Source organism: Metabacillus sp. cB07 (assembly GCF_016839225.1).
Classification (GTDB): Bacteria; Bacillota; Bacilli; order Bacillales; family Bacillaceae; genus Bacillus_P; species Bacillus_P indicus.
The window spans coordinates 2,083,899-2,100,696 of record NZ_CP069296.1; the positions used below are offsets into that span (position 1 = coordinate 2,083,899).

14 protein-coding genes are annotated in these 16,798 nt (G+C 45.8%); all 14 read right to left on the reverse strand.

Features of this window, described 5'->3' with window-relative positions; genetic code table 11:
* Positions 1-15: 15 nt before the first annotated feature.
* The 14 genes from JOJ89_RS10475 to JOJ89_RS10540 all read right to left on the reverse strand — a co-directional run bounded on the left by JOJ89_RS10475 (position 16) and on the right by JOJ89_RS10540 (position 16,711).
* Positions 16-2,196 carry a malate synthase G gene (locus tag JOJ89_RS10475; protein WP_203287221.1) on the reverse strand — a complete coding sequence of 727 codons (2,181 nt, stop codon included), beginning with the start codon at positions 2,194-2,196 and terminating at the stop codon, positions 16-18.
* Between the two features lie 144 nt (positions 2,197-2,340).
* The gene (locus JOJ89_RS10480; RefSeq protein WP_029280948.1) at positions 2,341-3,804 is read right to left on the reverse strand and encodes an FAD-binding oxidoreductase; all 1,464 of its coding nucleotides are present in this window, start codon (positions 3,802-3,804) and stop codon (positions 2,341-2,343) included.
* A gap of 3 nt (positions 3,805-3,807) precedes the next feature.
* Positions 3,808-5,166, reverse strand: a complete 1,359-nt coding sequence (locus JOJ89_RS10485) for a (Fe-S)-binding protein (protein ID WP_029280947.1) — start codon at positions 5,164-5,166, stop codon at positions 3,808-3,810.
* A gap of 1 nt (position 5,167) precedes the next feature.
* Positions 5,168-6,469 (reverse strand): FAD-binding oxidoreductase, encoded by a 1,302-nt coding sequence (locus JOJ89_RS10490; RefSeq protein WP_029280946.1) that lies wholly within the window; start codon positions 6,467-6,469, stop codon positions 5,168-5,170.
* A gap of 70 nt (positions 6,470-6,539) precedes the next feature.
* Complete coding sequence (locus JOJ89_RS10495) at positions 6,540-7,238, reverse strand: FadR/GntR family transcriptional regulator (protein ID WP_029565738.1); 699 nt, start codon at positions 7,236-7,238, stop codon at positions 6,540-6,542.
* A 124-nt stretch (positions 7,239-7,362) separates the two neighbouring features.
* Complete coding sequence (locus tag JOJ89_RS10500; protein WP_203287223.1) at positions 7,363-8,382, reverse strand: zinc-binding alcohol dehydrogenase family protein; 1,020 nt, start codon at positions 8,380-8,382, stop codon at positions 7,363-7,365.
* 112 nt (positions 8,383-8,494) lie between these two features.
* Complete coding sequence (locus tag JOJ89_RS10505) at positions 8,495-8,968, reverse strand: hypothetical protein (RefSeq protein WP_203287225.1); 474 nt, start codon at positions 8,966-8,968, stop codon at positions 8,495-8,497.
* A gap of 28 nt (positions 8,969-8,996) precedes the next feature.
* On the reverse strand, positions 8,997-10,082 hold the full coding sequence (locus tag JOJ89_RS10510; protein ID WP_203287227.1) for a Gfo/Idh/MocA family protein: 1,086 nt from the start codon (positions 10,080-10,082) through the stop codon (positions 8,997-8,999).
* Complete coding sequence (locus JOJ89_RS10515; RefSeq protein ID WP_242524588.1) at positions 10,069-10,986, reverse strand: sugar phosphate isomerase/epimerase family protein; 918 nt, start codon at positions 10,984-10,986, stop codon at positions 10,069-10,071. Before JOJ89_RS10515 ends, JOJ89_RS10510 begins: the two co-directional genes overlap by 14 nt.
* Before the next feature lie 27 nt (positions 10,987-11,013).
* On the reverse strand, positions 11,014-11,841 hold the full coding sequence (locus JOJ89_RS10520) for a carbohydrate ABC transporter permease (protein WP_203287229.1): 828 nt from the start codon (positions 11,839-11,841) through the stop codon (positions 11,014-11,016).
* A 12-nt stretch (positions 11,842-11,853) separates the two neighbouring features.
* Positions 11,854-12,798: a carbohydrate ABC transporter permease gene (locus JOJ89_RS10525; RefSeq protein WP_203287231.1), complete on the reverse strand. Its 945-nt coding sequence runs from the start codon at positions 12,796-12,798 to the stop codon at positions 11,854-11,856.
* Between the two features lie 56 nt (positions 12,799-12,854).
* On the reverse strand, positions 12,855-14,138 hold the full coding sequence (locus tag JOJ89_RS10530) for an ABC transporter substrate-binding protein (protein WP_203287232.1): 1,284 nt from the start codon (positions 14,136-14,138) through the stop codon (positions 12,855-12,857).
* Between the two features lie 199 nt (positions 14,139-14,337).
* Positions 14,338-15,480: a GntR family transcriptional regulator gene (locus tag JOJ89_RS10535; protein ID WP_277987822.1), complete on the reverse strand. Its 1,143-nt coding sequence runs from the start codon at positions 15,478-15,480 to the stop codon at positions 14,338-14,340.
* Between the two features lie 76 nt (positions 15,481-15,556).
* Positions 15,557-16,711 carry a Gfo/Idh/MocA family protein gene (locus tag JOJ89_RS10540; RefSeq protein WP_203290314.1) on the reverse strand — a complete coding sequence of 385 codons (1,155 nt, stop codon included), beginning with the start codon at positions 16,709-16,711 and terminating at the stop codon, positions 15,557-15,559.
* Positions 16,712-16,798: the final 87 nt, after the last annotated feature.

Sequence of the window (16,798 nt, forward strand, 5' to 3'; positions counted from 1 at the left end):
GCCCCGCTTCAATGATTAGTTTTTAACAGCAAATTTCGCTTTTGCTTCAAGACGGCGGCGGTGAAGAATCGGTTCTGTATAGCCATTCGGCTGATCATATCCTTCAAACACAAGGTCACAGGCGGCCTGGAAGGCAACAGAGTTCCGGTAATCCGGAGCCATCGGCATATACAGCGGATCACCCGCGTTTTGTTTGTCAACAACTTTTGCCATGCGCTCAAGCGTTTCCTGCACCTGCTCTTTTGAACAAATTCCGTGGTGCAGCCAGTTGGCAAGATGCTGGCTTGAAATCCGCAATGTTGCCCGGTCCTCCATTAATCCAACATTGTAGTAATCAGGCACTTTTGAACAGCCGACTCCCTGCTCTACCCAGCGCACAACATAGCCCAGAATTCCCTGTGCATTATTGTCGAGCTCCTGCTGGATCTGCTCTTTGCTCCAGTCAGCCTGTTCGGCGACAGGAACTCTCAGAATATCATCACGCAGATCCTTTGCTTCTGCCTTCATCTGATCTTGCACGTCGGTCACATTTACCTGGTGGTAATGAAGGGCATGCAGAGTGGCGGCAGTCGGTGAAGGAACCCATGCAGTATTGGCTCCTGCTTTCAGATGGCCGATTTTCTGGTCCAGCATATCTTTCATCAGATCAGGCATTGCCCACATGCCTTTCCCGATTTGTGCCCTTCCCTGAAAACCGCTCTCAAGTCCTGTGAAAACATTCGACTTTTCATAGCCGGTCAGCCAGACGGAAGACTTCATTTCATTTTTAGGAATCATTGCGCCTGCTTCCATCGATGTATGGATCTCGTCGCCCGTGCGGTCAAGGAATCCTGTATTAATGAAGGCAATGCGGTCCTTCACCTCGCGGATGGCCGCCTTAAGGTTAAGCGAGGTGCGTCTTTCTTCGTCCATCACGCCAATTTTAAGCGTATGGCGCTCCATTCCAAGAAGATCTTCGGTACGGTTAAACAGCTCGTTTGCAAACGCCACTTCTTTTGACCCGTGCATTTTCGGCTTTACGATATAAACAGACCCTTTTGAGGAGTTTTGGTAGTTTCCGGTTCCTAAAAGTGAATGCTTTGCAAGCAGACCTGTCATCACACAGTCAAGAATTCCTTCCTGAATTTCATTCCCGCCGGCGTCCAGGATTGCATTATTCGTCATGAGGTGTCCGACGTTTCGAACAAACATAAGTGATCTGCCAGGCAAAGTGAATTCTTCCCCGGTGACAGATGAATACGTGCGGTCAGGATTCAGGGTGCGCGTCATCGTTTTGCTGCCCTTTTTAAAGCTGGCAGAAAGATTGCCGGTCATCAGTCCGTGCCAGTTGCGGTAAACAAGGACTTTATCTTCTGCGTCAACTGCCGTGACGGAATCCTCGCAGTCCATAATCGTTGTGAGAGCAGCCTCAAGAAGAATATCTTTTACGCCAGCCATATCCGTTTTACCGATGGAATGGCTTCTGTCAATCTGGATTTCAAAATGCAGACCGTTATTTTTTAACAGAACAGCAGACGGTGAATCGGCATTCCCCTGATAGCCTGCAAGTTTTTCAGAATCAGCGAGCGACGTTTTTGTTCCATTGCTTAATGTGACCAGCAGCTTGCCGTCTGAAATGGCGTATTCCGCTGCGTCTCTATGGGAGCCGTCTGCAAGTGGCACGGTTTCATCAAGGAAATTCCGGCCGAACTCAATCACTTTTTCGCCGCGAACGGGATTATAGCCGCCTTCTTTGTGTGCGCCGCCTTCTTCGCTGATGGCATCTGTTCCGTAAAGAGCATCATACAGGCTTCCCCAGCGGGCATTTGCCGCATTAATGGCATACCTAGCGTTGTTTACAGGAACGACCAGCTGCGGCCCAGCCTGTGAAGCAATTTCATCATCCACATTTTCAGTAGCAATCTTAAAATCAGGTGCTTCAGGTTCCAGATAGCCGATCTCATGCAAAAACGCTTTATATGTCTCAAAGTCAGCTTCTTTGCCGTTCTCTCTGTGCCAGGCATTGATTTTGTGCTGAATCTCATCACGGACTTTAAGAAGCTCGCGGTTTTTCGGAGTCAGCTCATCGATGATGTCTTCAAAGCCTTTCCAAAACGCCTCTTCTTCAACTCCTGTCTGAGGAAGTGCTTCTTTTTGAATGAATTCATACAACACCTCAGCGACCTTTAAATTCCCCTTTTGAACGTACCCTTCCATGATTTCTCCTCCTTTGATATCCTTTTCATCGTTTCGTATTGCGCAACGATGTTTTCTATTATGCTAAAAAAAGCATAGCATGATTGGGACAGCGCTTTCAATAGTTGTTAGAACATTCTGTTAAATAATCAGTTTGCCTTTCTATTAAACTCCAGCTGTTTTCATCTCTTTCATCTCTTTTTTCACTTCCGCACACCTGCCCGGGCTCGGGAAAAGCTTTCCTGCATTTAAGAGATTCTCAGGATTAAAGACGGCACGGATGTCTGTCTGGGCGGCAATTTCTTCATCTGTAAAAACAAACCTCATTTCCTCCCGCTTTTCGATGCCGACGCCATGCTCTCCGGTTATGGTCCCCCCTGCATCTGCACAAACCTGAAGACAGGCGCTTCCCGCTTCAAGCGCAAGCTCTGTCTGGCCCGGAATTCTAGAATCAAACAAAACCAGGGGATGAAGGTTGCCGTCTCCCGCATGGAAGATGTTGGCGATCCGCAGACCGGAATCCCGGCTGATAGCATTAATCTTTTCCAGAACTTCGGGTAATTTGCTTCTCGGGATGACGCCATCCTGAACAAGATAATCCGGTGAGATCGCCCCCATTGCCCCAAACCCTGTCTTCCGGTTTGCCCACCAGCGTGCGCGCTCGGCTTCACTTTGTGCGGCCTTGACCTCGCGTACGTTCCACTTTGTGCATACGGCCAGAATTTGCGCAATCTGATCTTCAATTCCGGCAGATATACCGTCTACTTCTATTAATAATACCGTTTCAATATCTTTCGGGTGGCCTACTGGAAACGCAGCCGCCTCTACCCCTTCGATCGCTGTTTTGTCCATCATTTCAAGTGCTGCCGGCACGATGCCTGCGGAAATAATATCTGAAACGGCAGCGCTTCCGTCTTCCACCCTATCAAAATAGGCAAGAACCGTTTGTTTGGCTTCAGGATTTTTCAGAATTCTGACCGTTATTTTTGTCACAATTCCAAGCGTCCCTTCTGAGCCTGTCAGCAAACCTAGCAGGTCATAACCCGGCGTATCAGGAATACCGTTATTCCCAATCTCCGTAATGTCACCGTTTGGAAGGACCACTTGGAGGCCGAGGATGTGATTCGTTGTTACCCCGTACTTCAGGCAGTGGGCACCTCCGGCATTCTCCGCTACATTGCCGCCAATCGTGCAGCAGTACTGGCTGGATGGATCCGGTGCATAGTAGTAGCCTTTATCTGCAATTGAGTTTGTCAGTTTGAGATTTACAAAGCCCGGTTCAACGACTGCTCTTCTGTTTTCAAGATCAACGCTGATCAGCTTTTTCATTTTCACAAGGCTGATGATCACTTCGCCGTTAATCGGAATGGCGCCTCCGCTGAGACCTGTGCCCGCGCCTCTTGCTAAAAACGGAAGGTTGTTCATGGAGCAGTATTTGACAACAGCCGCAACTTCCTCCGTATTTTTTGGAAAGACAACTGCTTTCGGCAGATGCTTGTGGATTGTAAATCCGTCGCAGTCATAGGCAATCAAATCTTCCTTCTGATAGAGAATATTGCCGGGGCCAGAGACAAGAGCAGCGAGGCTGACAATGTGCTTGTCCTTTGTCCTGATTTTTTTGACGGCCATTGTTTACTCCCCCTCGAGTTTTTCTTTTTGATACGCCCAGTCAAGAAGCTGCACGGTGTGTACGACCTTTTGGCTTCTTCCGTGTTTCTGAACACCCATTGCCATTTGCAGCATGCAGCCCGGGTTGCCCATAGAAATCATTTCAACATCTTCAGGTACATGCTCCATTTTGCTTTCAAGGACCGCACCTGCCATTTCAGGGTTTGTTATATTGTAGATTCCGGCACTCCCGCAGCATCTGTCGGCATTCGGCATGTGGACCATCTCTACCCCAGGGATGTTTAAAAGCAAGTCCCGCGGCTCTTCACGCACTCCTTGTCCGTGAGCCAGGTGGCATGCATCGTGATACGTAATTCTCGTATTCAGCTCTGCTTTCGGCTTTTCATACCCCGAATCATGCAGGTATTTCGAAACATCCACTACTTTTTCAGCAAAAGCTTCTGCTTTCTCGTGCCATTCTGTGTCTACTTCCCTGAAAAGCTCCCCGTATTCCTTCAGCATGCAGCCGCAGCCTGCGGCATTCACAACAACGGTTTCGGCATCTTTAAACGCTTCAATGTTCTGTTTGGCAAGCTTTCTGCCCGTGTCCCTGTCGCCCGCATGCACATGAAGGGCTCCGCAGCACGTCTGATTCTGAGGAATCGCTACATTGTTTCCGTTTCGGGTTAACACATTAACCGTTGATTGATTGATGTCTCCAAACATCACGTCCATGACACAGCCTGTCAGAAGGGCGACATCAGCTTTTGGGGTTCCTTCAGCTTGGACAACCGGCTGTTTTTTATATTTCGACCGGACCGGCTGTTTGATTTCGGGCATGATCGCTTCCATTTCGGCAAGATGTTTTGGCATGACGTTCAGCATGCCCGTCTTCCGGACCGCTTTTTGCAGGCCGCTTTTCTGGTAAAACTTCAGAAGGCTGCCGACAGCATTAAGCCTGTTTTGGTGAGGGAACAGGCCTTTTAAGAAGAATTGGCTTACTGCTCCTTTCGCACCTTTAAGCGGCATCGCCTGGCGAATCTGTCCTCTTGCTTCTTCAATGAGACCGCCGACATCCACGTCTGCCGGACAGGCAGTTGTGCATGCCCGGCAGTCAAGGCACGCAAACACCGGATCCATAAACTGTTCATTGACTTCAAGCTTGCCGTCTGCCACTGATTTAATAAGGTGTACCCTGCCCCGCGGCGAGTGCTGCTCCTGGCCGGTAATTTCATAAGTAGGACATGATTCAAGACACATTCCGCAGTGCACGCAGTCTGCCCACTTGCTCTCATCCGGATGATCTTTCCATAGGTAGTTGCTGAGACTGGCATCTGCACATGAAGGAGCGCCCTGCTTCAGATCGCTTTCTCTAATACTCACGTCAGATTCCTCCCAAATAGCGTTTGTCGTTTAAAACTGAATGAGGATCAACCGCTTTTTTAATGCCTTCGATGAGGAAAAAATAATCCGGCTTGCTGCCCCATACTTCTGTTTTGTGGCGCATAGCATAAGGCAAATGGGTAACGATGGCATAGCCTCCCAGTTCCTCTGCACCAGCTCTGATCGCTTCAATGGACGCAAGCACATCCTGGCTGCTTCCTCTCAGATGAACTTTTGATAATCCGTGGCCAAGACCTCCATGCGCTTCAGGTGAAGTTCCGTCTGCTTTCCCGCAGATGGCCATCAGGTTAAAAACATCCATGTTTTTAAGACCGACCTTAAGAGAGGCTTCTGTTACCGAACCCGGTTTGCTCGAATAGGCATTGGGCGCGGACGTACAGAAGCGTTCCCAAAATTTCACTGCTTCAACTTCAGGAAGTACGGACACCTGCACATGCTCTGGAACAATGTTTTTAAGAACACGTTCCTGATAACGGACAGAAGGCTCGAAATCTTCAAAACTGATGGCAAGTGTGTACGTTTTCAGACCTGTCAGCCGTTTGGATATTGCCGGATTCATTAATTCCAGTGCAACAGGCTCAAGCGCTGAATCGAGCAGCTGCACGGAAAACTGTTTCATGGCGTCTTTCATCTCCTCAGGATAAGAAAGGAGGACAAGGCTCTGACAGGCTGGCAAAGGCCTGAGTTTTAATGTTACCTCTGTTAAAACACCAAGAGTTCCCATTGATCCTACGAACAGCTTGTTCATGTCATATCCTGCCACGTTTTTTACGACCCTTCCTCCAGAGCGGATGACTCTGCCGTCAGGATAGATGATGCGCAGCCCGATGACAGAATCACGTGCCGACCCGTATCCGAGTCTTTTGGGACCGCTTTCATTTACGGCGACAATTCCGCCGATCGTTGCCTGTTCCGGCCAGGATGGGTCAAGTGACACCATCTGTCCGAATTGTGCCAGAAAACGTTGCAGCTCTTTAAACGGCGTTCCCGCTCTGACTGTCACGGTCATATCTCCCGGTGTATGTTCTGTTATCCCCTTGTATTTAGATAAAGAGAGCTGTATGTCTGCCGAATCTGACAGTCCCCCAAATCCTCTCTTTGTTCCCCCGCCGATAATGGAGATCTTTTTTCCATGGTTACTTGCAAAACGGACGACTTCTGAAATTTCTTCCTCTGTTGTCGGGAAAACGGTGATGTCGCCGTTATTTCCAAGCAAGTGGTTCCATTCTGTTTTATGAAGCACTTTTTCATCTGGCAAGATGGCCGTTAAGTCTGCCGGCATGAACCTTCCTCCTTCGTTAAATAAGTAATTGCAGCAAACAGGAACGGAATAAGGTTATTCTGCTGTCAGTCTAGGAAGAATGGTTCTGGTGCAGACTCTTGTGAAGGATGGATTCTACGAATGTTAAATGTTCCAGCATGCAGGCTTTTGCCTGACTGGAGTGCCCTGAAGAAATGCTCTCGAAGATTTGCTCGTGGTGTTTGGAAATCGTTTTGACGGTTTCCGGGCTGCTCTGTATAAACCGGTGGAAATCAATCATTGAGTGTTTAATCGTTTCAGAAATGAATGTAACGAACTGCATCAGAAGCGGATTGCCCGTCGCTTTTGCAATCGCCGAATGGAAACGGTAATCGTCTTCCCAAGGGGAATCTCCTTGAGATTTCAATATATGCTTCATTTCAGCAAGGTCACGTTCGCTCCTGCTGCCAGCGGCCATCTCAGCCATTCCTGTCTCCACGATTTTTCGCACTTGGAAAAGCTCAGTCACCTTTTTGGGGTCGGAAAAATAGAGATTCTGATTAAAGATCCTGGAAGAATCAAAAGGGGTTACATAAGTGCCTTCCCCTTGCTTGACAGTAACTAAACCCTTTCCTTTCAGGACTGTAATGGCGTCACGGACTGCAGAGCGCCCAACGCCGAACTGGTCGCACAGCTCTCTGACAGAAGGAAGCTTCTCTCCGGGAGTTATCACTCCTGATGCAATCATCTCTTCCAGCTGCTCGCTCACCGTTTCAGAAACCTTCTTTGTGACAATTTTTTCAATATGCACGTTTCGCCCCTCCTTCCTTTTCGGATATCACATATCAGACAAGTTATAAATCTATTAAAACACGCCATTCGACAAACTTCAATTATTTTTTGAATTTACTGAAAAAACAGCCCTAAGGCTGTTCTCAGAAATCTTGAAGAACGATTTTTCCAATTGTCTTTCCGGACTCAATCTTTTTATGGGCTTTTTTCAGGTTATCAGCATTAATAGGGCTTAATGTTTCGTTCACTGTTGTTTTTAATGCCCCTTCCTCAATCAGTTTGCTGATTCTGTTCAAGAGGACCTGCTGCTGATCCATATCTTCTGTTTCAAACATCGCTCTTGTGAACATAAACTCCCATACAAATGCAGCACTCTTGTTTTTAAGAAGATTCAAGTCAAGAGGCTCTTTATTTTCCACAATGGAGCAGACCGTTCCCTGGGGCTTAATGATTTCACTCATTCCTTCCCAGTGCAAGTCTGTATTGTTCAGGCAGAAAATATAGTCAGGATCAGCGATGCTGAGATCCTCAATCTGCTTTTTCATCGGACGATGGTGATTAATGACAACATCTGCCCCAAGTTCCTTTACCCACTTCACGGTTTCATCGCGTGATGCGGTTGCAATGACATGAAGCCCTGCCCATTTGGCCAGCTGAACAGCTATTGAGCCGACACCGCCTGCACCGCCGATAATCAGCACGGATTTCTGCTGATTTCTGCTGCGGTCATCCGGATCTATGCCCATTCTGTCAAAAAGGCCTTCATAGGCTGTAATCGCAGTTAAAGGAAGAGCTGCCGCTTCCGGAAACGAAAGATTAGCGGGCTTTCTGCCAGTTATCCGTTCATCAACAAGCTGAAATTCACTGTAAGATCCCTGCCTCGTAATGCTTCCTGCATAATACACTTCATCTCCGGGTTTAAAATCCGTGCAGTCTGGACCGCATTCGACGACGATTCCGCTCGCATCCCACCCAAGAATTTTAGGCGTTTCTTCTTCCTGCTCCTTTGGCGCACGGACCTTCGTATCAACCGGGTTAACAGAAATGGCTTTAACCTCCACAAGCAAATCTCTGCCCTGAGGTTTTGGTTTTTCCATTTCCAGATCAATCAGGCTTTCCTCATGCTCAATCGGCAAATACTTATACAAACCTACTGCTTTCATGCCCCTCACTCCTTCGCATCATTTAAGATTAAGTATGCTTGCCTTGAAAAAAATTATCAAATGATACGGTTTGTGAAGAGTTGTGGGATAAGTGCCTTCAGGAACAGAAATGTCAGGTTTGATGGTTCTTTTCTTCTTGATAAGTGCCATCAAGAAGTAAGATTCCAGTTTTGATGGTTTCTTTCTGCTGGATAAGTGCCGCCAATGACACAGATATCAGTTTTGGTGGTTCCTTTCTGCTGGATAAGTGCCACCAAGAACAGAGATTCCAGTTTTGATGGTTCCTTTCTGCTGGATAAGTGCCACCAATAACGCAGATTTCAGTTTTGGTGGTTCTAAACTGCTGGATAAGTGCCATCAAGAACAGAGATTCCAGTTTTGATGGTTCCTTTCTGCTGGATAAGTGCCACCAATAGCGTATTTTACAGTTTTGGTGGTTCCTTTCTGCCGGACAAGTGCCATCAAGAACAGTGATCCCAGTTTTGATGGTTCCATTCCGCTTGATAAGTGCCATCAAGAACGGAGATTCTACTTTTGGTGTACCTAAACCGCCTCTTATCATCATCAAGAACACATCAAAAAACACCCCTCCGCATCGTGAGGGGTGCACCATATTATGCAAAAACCGGAACCTTAATCTCCACTTCCCGCCCTTGTTCAGAGGAGCGCAGAATGCCGTCGATAATCGCCTGGTTAATTAAAATTTCCTCTGCAGGGATCGGGGCAGGACGCTGCTCAATAATTGCTCCTACAAAGTCTCTTACTTTTTCATGGAAAATATCAATCTTGTGGTCGATAACCGGGATTGTCGTCTCAGCATGCTGGCCGGCTATATCATGGAACATGGAAATGCTCCCTATTCCGCCGTCCCACACACCGCTCCACGGTCCCGTACCTGCAGGCGTAAGTTTGAGTCCAGCATCTTTGCCGAGAAACAGCGTCGGACCGAGTGAATCCATATGCATCGCCCAGGAAATTTTAAAATTCAGCACTTTTCCGCCTTCAAGTCTGACCATCGCGACACCAAAATCTTCTACTTCAAATCGATCTGCTTCATGATGATAAAGAGGATTTGTTCCGAAATGATTTGATGTGTAGGCTGAAACGGTCAGCGGCTTTGGATAATTCAGTGCATGCAAGGCAAGATCGAGTGAATAGCAGCCGATATCAGCCATGGCTCCTGCACCGGCAAGATCTTTGTTTATAAAGGTACCTCCAGGCATGCCTCTTCTTCTTCCGCCGCCAGTCTGTATATAGTAGACATCTCCGAGCTGCCCTGATTGAATGATCTCTTTAATATTTTTCATATTCGGATCATAGCGCGGCTGAAAGCCAACCGATAGCATTTTCCCCGTACGGCGTGCTGTTTCAACCATGTCAATCGATTGCTGGAGAGTGACTGCTAAAGGTTTTTCCACTAAAACATGTTTGCCGGCAAGCAGCGAATCAATGCTAGTTCGGTGATGTGTGACGTTCGGTGTGCAGACACTTACACCATCAAGATCAAGCTCCAATAGATCCAGGTGATTGTCAAACGCATGAGCACCTTCAATTCCAAGCATCTGGATAAATTCCTGCGCTTTTCCGGGAACAACATCAGCCACTGCTGCAATGGTTACATCTTTCATTTGCTGATAAGCTTTTGCGTGCAGGACGGCAATTCCCCCGCTTCCGATTATTCCAATTTTAATGGTTGACATTAGCGATTCCCCCAGTTTTTTCTTCTTGAAAAATTGTTTTTAAATAGTCTATGGCTGTTTTGATTCCCTCTTGTTCTTTTGCGAGCGACCCCCAGTAGTTGTGATCCTCGAGCTCTATGCTGACAGGACCCGTGTATCCAAGCTGTTCAAGTTTGGCAGCTGTTTTTTTCCAGTCAACTTCCCCTTCGCCTGGAATTGTGTATCGCCATGGCCCTTCTGAAAAATCATATTTAGCGCCAAAAACGGAAGGCAAGTGGCCGGAATCGTATTGCTCCTGCTGGAGAAGCAATGTATCTTTTCCATGACAGTAAAGCACCTTCGAGCCGAACTCTTCCAGGAACTTCAGAGGGTCAATTCCGAGCCTGACCAAATGCGAAGGGTCATAATTTATGCCGAAATGGTTTGAAGGAATTTCCTTAAACATATATCTGAGAACCTCAGGAGTTGCTCCAAGTGTCGGGAAAAGCGGTGCAGGTCCAGGCCATCCTTCAAGCGCGATGTATAAATCGTGTTCCTCCGCGAGCCTTACGACTTCAGGAAATGTCTGTTTCCAAATCTCAAGCGAGCGGCTGACAGGCTGGAGACTGTCTTCAGGGACTAGACACATAAATATGACTTTTCCGCCTAATGTCGAGATTTCCTGAAATTGATTCTTCAAGGCAATTACAGCTTGAGCGCGTTTTTCTTCATCTTCACTGAGCAAGGCTGTACCGCCTACTGCTCCTCTTCCATCAATGGAGCCTGCCTCAAGACCATGATCAGACAGAATGTTTTGGACATCTTCATCTAAATAAGGCAGATCAAGAACGCCGATTCCGTTTTCTTTTGCCCATTTCGCTGTGTACTCCAGTCCTTTTGTCCCGAAATGCGGAGGAATTCTCATGCCGATTTTATTCTTCATCATACTTCACCATTCCTTTATATTTGTGTTTTATCCTTTAATTCCGCTGAAGGTAATTCCTTTAATAAACGTTTTTTGCAGGAAGAAAAACAGCAGGATAATCGGCAGCGTCATTAATGTCGACACGGCCATCATTAATCCCCACTCTGTTCCCCGCTGGCTTTGGAATTGCTGCAGACCAAGAGACAAGGTATAGGAAGCTTCATCTGTCAAATACAGGAGCGGACCGAGGAAATCTGTCCAGCTGCCCATGAACTGAAACAATCCGACTGCGAGAACCGCAGGTTTTGCAAGAGGCAGCATAATCTGCCAGTAGATTCTGAACTCGCCTGCTCCGTCAATTCTTGCTGCGTCCATAAGCGTATCAGGAAGACCGAGAAAGAACTGCCTGAGGAGGAATATGTAAAAAGGTACCCCGAAAAAGACCGGAACGATTAAAGGAAGTGGGCTCCCCACCCATCCAAGCTTTTCAAATAGGATAAACAAAGGGATCATAGTCACCTGACCCGGAATCATCATCACCGCAATCGTGATAATAAACAGCACATTGCTGCCTTTAAACTTAAGCTTTGCAAATCCATAAGCAACAAGCGGACACGTAATCACTGCCCCGATCGTGCTGAACACTGTGATGACAACCGTATTTTTCAAATAAGTAAAAAACGGAATATATTCAATTGCATCCGCATAGTTGCTCCATTTAAGCGGCGATGGAAGCCATTCAGGAGGGAACGTGAAAATCTGCGTCTGATCTTTGAGAGAGGTCGACAGCATCCAGATGAACGGCACCAGGAAAAAGACAGACATGATAATCAGCACGGTATGCGCAAAAAGGCTTTTTGACGTTTTTTTCTTCATTTCATTCCCTCCTTATTTGCCCTGATAGTGAACCCAGCGTTTTGAGGTGGAAAAAATAACAGCTGTCAGAAGCATGATGATGGCAAACAAGATCCATGCCATGGCAGATGCATAGCCCATTTTGAAAAATTTAAACCCGTTGTCATAGAGATACATCACATAGAAGGTCAGCGAATTTGCAGGAGTTCCCTGCCCCCCGGTAAGAGCGTAAGGCAAAGCGAATTGCTGGAACGCACCGATGACACCCATCACAAGGTTAAAAAAGATAACAGGCGTCAAAAGCGGAAGCGTAATATGCACCGTTTTTTGAAACCAGTTTGCCCCGTCCACTTCTGCTGCATCATAATAGTCTTCTGAAATATCTGTCAGCCCTGCAAGATAAATGACGACCGCCTGACCAATGCCCCACAGGGACATGATCACGATGGAAGGTTTTGACCATGTTTCGCTTCCAAGCCATGCGGGGCCTTGAATGCCAAAAAGGTCAAGCATTCCGTTGACAAGTCCAAACTGCGGATTAAGCAGCCACATCCACAGAACAGCAAGCGCTACTTGAGGCACTAGAGTGGGGAGGAAAAAAATCGTTCTGTATACGGTCATGCCTCTGATCTTCAAATTCAGAATCATGGCAAGACAGACCCCGAAAATAATGCTTAAAGGAACATATAAAGCGGCGAAATAAATCGTATTGGCTACAGATTTCCAAAATAAATCATCATTCATCAAATCCCTGTAATTCTGAAGGCCGACGAACTCGCCGGGCTGAAGAATGCTGTAAGTCGTAAAACTGAAATAGATGGAAGACAGTAAAGGAAAAGCGTAAAAAATAATAAGACCAAGAAGCCACGGGGTGACAAAGAGCCAGCCGTACAAGGATGTTTTGTTTCTCCATTTTTTCTTTTTAACAGCTGCTGCCTTATTAGCGGTAACCGAAGTGCTCAGTTCGGGCTGCTGCATTCTTACTTCCCTCCTTAGCGGAGGGGATTCTTTGGAGCAAGAATCCCCCAGGCCAATTATTTCAATGCTTTCTCCACTTTTTCATTTACTTTTTTAAGAAGTTCATCAGGCTCGCCATTTCCCCGTGTCGCATTTTCCACTGCACTGGCTAATTCATTCCAGTAAAGAGTTCCCTGCGTCATGACCGGTCTGTGATTGCTTGATGGCAGGATCTCAACAAACTCATTTAGAATCGGGTCATCTTTATAGCCTAATTCTTCATTGACAGAATCTTTGATTGAGAAATCTTTGGCAATGCCGCTGAAGATTTTCTGCCCCTCTTCTCCACTGAAAAACTTAAGGAATTCCCACGCTGCTTCTTTCTCTTTTGCTCCTTTCGGAATGACGACCGACCAGCCTCCCGACCAAGTCGAGTAGTTATCGCCTGTCGGAGTTGGTATCGGGAATACGCCGTATTCAAGATCAGGCTTAAATTTGTTAATAGCCGAAACTGTCCATGGTCCGCTGATTTTCATGCTGATCTGCTCTGTCAGGAACGGATCCATCGCGCCTGTCCCTTGTGAATTCGTAAAAGCAGTAATGTCTTCAATGTTGTATTTTTTTGCATAATCGGCAATCCATTGAAGCGCTTCAACATTTTTTGGATCATCAGCTGTTACTTCTTTTGTTTCAGGATTGTAGAAATCTCCCCCGAAAGCCCAGCCCCATCCATAGAACCAGCCTTGATCAAGCCATGGAATGAAACCGATTTGGGAAAAGCGTTTTCCATCTTTAATCGTCAGTTTTTCAGCTGCATCTTCGAGTTCCGCGATTGTTTTTGGAGGATTTTCCGGATCAAGCCCTGCTTTTTCAAAGTGTTTTTTATTGTAGTAGACGAGCCTTGAATCTGTAGTTGTCGGCAATCCGTAAAGTTTATTTTCATATGACGCTTCTTCCCATGCAAAAGGGTAGAACTGGTCTTTTGTAATTTTATCTTTTTCAGCAAGATCACTTAAATCTTCAAGTGAACCCTGTGCGGCCCACGAAGCAATTTCAAAGCGGTCAAAGTAGGCAACATCCGGGGGATTTCCACCCGCAATAGATGACAGGAGCTTCTCATTAGATCCTTCACCCTGGTTGGCAATGTAAACGGACTTGATTTTAATATCCGGATGTTTTTTTTCAAATGCTTTTACAACCTCATTTACAGCATCACCAGTAATATCAGTCATCGGATGCCAAAATGTGATCGTCGTTTTTCCATCTTCGCTTTTACTAGAAGATGATTCAGAGCTGCATCCTGCTGCGACAAGCAAAAAACAAATCATTACTGCTGTAAGTAAACTTTTTACACACTTCATCAAAACTCCCCCTGTTTTAAATGAATGGAAAACGGTCAACATAACCTCCCTCCAAATTTATAAAAGCGCTTACAAATAACATAATGACTTGTCATGTTGATATGTTTTATAGTTAATATATTAATTGGTTAAGAATTTATAAGTCAACCTATTTTTTCTGAATTTTTAAAAATAAAAAAATAGGCCTGCATATTCAGGCCTAGTATATAACGCGGTGCATCGGTTTCTCTGTTTCCCCCTCAACGATCTTATGAGGAACAAAGATATGCTGAACGGCAAACTTGTGATCAGACATCTTTTCCATCAGAAGATTTACCGCATTACGGGAAATTGTCCACTCATCCTGCTTAATATGAGTGAAATGAATTCGGCCGTTGCCGGGAGAATCAAAGCAGACGACTGAAATATCTTCCGGGACTTTCCTGCCTGCTGCACGAAGTCTTTCAACCGCGAGTTCTGCGATCGAATGCTCGCACGCAGCCACGGCTGTAAGATTTTTATGCTTTGCAAAATAAGAATCAAGTTTAAGAATATCTTCCTTAAAAATATCAGGATCTCCTGCACTGTGAATAGGCATGCTGTTTTTTATTTCGGTCAGAATATACTCTCTGTTAAGCTTAACTCCGTACTCGGAATGCGCAAGCTGAAATCCCACGATGCGTTCTTCAATTGCTGTCGTGCCGTCCGGCGGCGGAGACAAAAAGCCGATTTCTTTATGGCCGAGGTCAAAGAGATGCGCAGTGAGCTCCCCTGCTGCTTTTTGATGGTCCGTGCAGACAAATGAGGCGGGTATCCCTTTAATAAAGCGGTCAATGAGAACAACGGGAAAATTTCTTGAAACAAGCTCAAGCAATTTGTTGTTCACATGCTCTCCATGAACAGGAAAAACGATCAGGCCCTCTGCCCCGATGTCAAGAAATTCATTCACGGCACGTTCTTCGATTTCTTTTTTCCCGTAACTCATTTTGAACAAAACCGTAAAACCATAGTCACTGCAATGTTTTTCAATCCCTTTTACAAGATCCATTCCGTAGCTTTCATCAAAGCCCGGGAGAATAAAACCGATCAATTTGCGGTCCTGACTTTTGCGTTCAGCAGGAGGTGCAGCATCCGTCCCCGTGCCAGCATACGTAACAAATGAACCCTTCCCCTGAATTCTTTCAATATAATGTTCTTCTGATAAGAGATCGAGTGCTTTTTTTGAAGTAATTCTGCTCACTTCAAATTGCTCTGCCAATTCTTTCTCAGAGGGAACTTTTTCACCATGTTTTAGGGTGCCGCTTTTTATTTGATTCAATAAAGATTGATACACCTTCAGATAAAGAGGGTTAAAAGTTGTCATATCGTCACCTTTCTATGGTTGTTATATTCAATATAACAACTTTCTTCGGGTAAGAAAAGTAATTTTTACCGAAAGATTACACCCGGATATGTTTAGCCCTCTGCGGGATGCTTACCCACTTTTTATCTATGGCTGATTGTTCGATTGCATCAAGAATGAGCTGATTTTGCAGGCCGTCAAAGAAATCAGGCTTTTGAGATTTCTTTTTTGAAATCGCTTCCATTAGTTCGGATATTAAATTGACGAACGTATGCTCATAGCCAATAATATGACCGGCCGGCCAGTAAGCATCAGCAAACGGATGTACTTCCTCTGTGCAATTGATGACCCTGAAGCCCTGCAGACCTTCGTCATCTTCCGATAAATAAACATGAAGATTGTTCATATTTTCAAGGTCCCATTTAATCGATCCATACTCGCCATTAATTTCAAAACAATTGCGGTTTCTGCTGCCTGCTGCAAACCGAGTTGCTTCAAAAACCCCCATTGCCCCATTTTCAAATCTTGCGATAAACGAGGCAGCATCGTCTACATCCACTACGCCCGTTTTTCCAGGTTCATTTTCAATGGGCCTTTCTTTTATAAAGGTTTCCATAGCCCCGACGACTTCTGTCATTTCACCTACTAAAAACCTTGTAAGGTCAATAATGTGCGCGCCAATATCACCGAGGGCTCCAGATCCTGTTATTTCTTTTTTCAGCCTCCATGCAATCGGAAAGTCAGGATCCATGAGCCAGTCCTGCAAATAGGTAGCCCTGACATGATAGATTTTTCCGAGCCTGCCCTCTTCAATCAGCTTTTTGGCATATTGAACGGCAGGAGCAAAGCGGTAATTATGGGAAATCATATGAATAACACCGTTTTTTTCAGCGGCTGCAAGCATTCTCTCAGCTTCCTCCGCATTTAGAGCAAGAGGCTTCTCGCAAATGACATGTTTTCCAGCCTCTGCCGCAGCTATCGCAATTTCAGCGTGTGAGTGGTTTGGAGTTACTATATCAATTAAATCAATGTCATCACGCTTAATCAATTCTCTCCAATCCGTTTCATAGCTCTCAAATCCAAGTTCTTTAGCGGCTTTCCTTACACCCTCTTCATTTCTTCCTGCGATTGCCTTCAGAACAGGTCTTGCTCTGTCAGGAAAGAAAAACGGCACATTTCGATATCCAAGACTGTGAGCCTTCCCCATAAATTTATACCCAACTAAACCTACTCTGATTTCTTTCAATACAATCACCAGCCTTCACTTATAGTTGATATAAAAAAACTGTCATTATATTGACTAATTAGTCTTCCGCATTGAAAATCCTTTTTTTAGACG

Excerpts from the sequence above, each read along its gene's own strand:
- JOJ89_RS10475 (WP_203287221.1), bottom strand. The coding sequence starts at position 2,196 with ATGGAAGGGTACGTTCAAAAGGGGAATTTAAAGGTCGCTGAGGTGTTG.
- JOJ89_RS10480 (WP_029280948.1), bottom strand. The coding sequence starts at position 3,804 with ATGGCCGTCAAAAAAATCAGGACAAAGGACAAGCACATTGTCAGCCTC.
- JOJ89_RS10490 (WP_029280946.1), bottom strand. The coding sequence starts at position 6,469 with ATGCCGGCAGACTTAACGGCCATCTTGCCAGATGAAAAAGTGCTTCAT.
- JOJ89_RS10500 (WP_203287223.1), bottom strand. The coding sequence starts at position 8,382 with ATGAAAGCAGTAGGTTTGTATAAGTATTTGCCGATTGAGCATGAGGAA.
- JOJ89_RS10510 (WP_203287227.1), bottom strand. The coding sequence starts at position 10,082 with ATGTCAACCATTAAAATTGGAATAATCGGAAGCGGGGGAATTGCCGTC.
- JOJ89_RS10515 (WP_242524588.1), bottom strand. The coding sequence starts at position 10,986 with ATGATGAAGAATAAAATCGGCATGAGAATTCCTCCGCATTTCGGGACA.
- JOJ89_RS10520 (WP_203287229.1), bottom strand. The coding sequence starts at position 11,841 with ATGAAGAAAAAAACGTCAAAAAGCCTTTTTGCGCATACCGTGCTGATT.
- JOJ89_RS10525 (WP_203287231.1), bottom strand. The coding sequence starts at position 12,798 with ATGCAGCAGCCCGAACTGAGCACTTCGGTTACCGCTAATAAGGCAGCA.
- JOJ89_RS10530 (WP_203287232.1), bottom strand. The coding sequence starts at position 14,138 with ATGAAGTGTGTAAAAAGTTTACTTACAGCAGTAATGATTTGTTTTTTG.
- JOJ89_RS10535 (WP_277987822.1), bottom strand. The coding sequence starts at position 15,480 with ATGACAACTTTTAACCCTCTTTATCTGAAGGTGTATCAATCTTTATTG.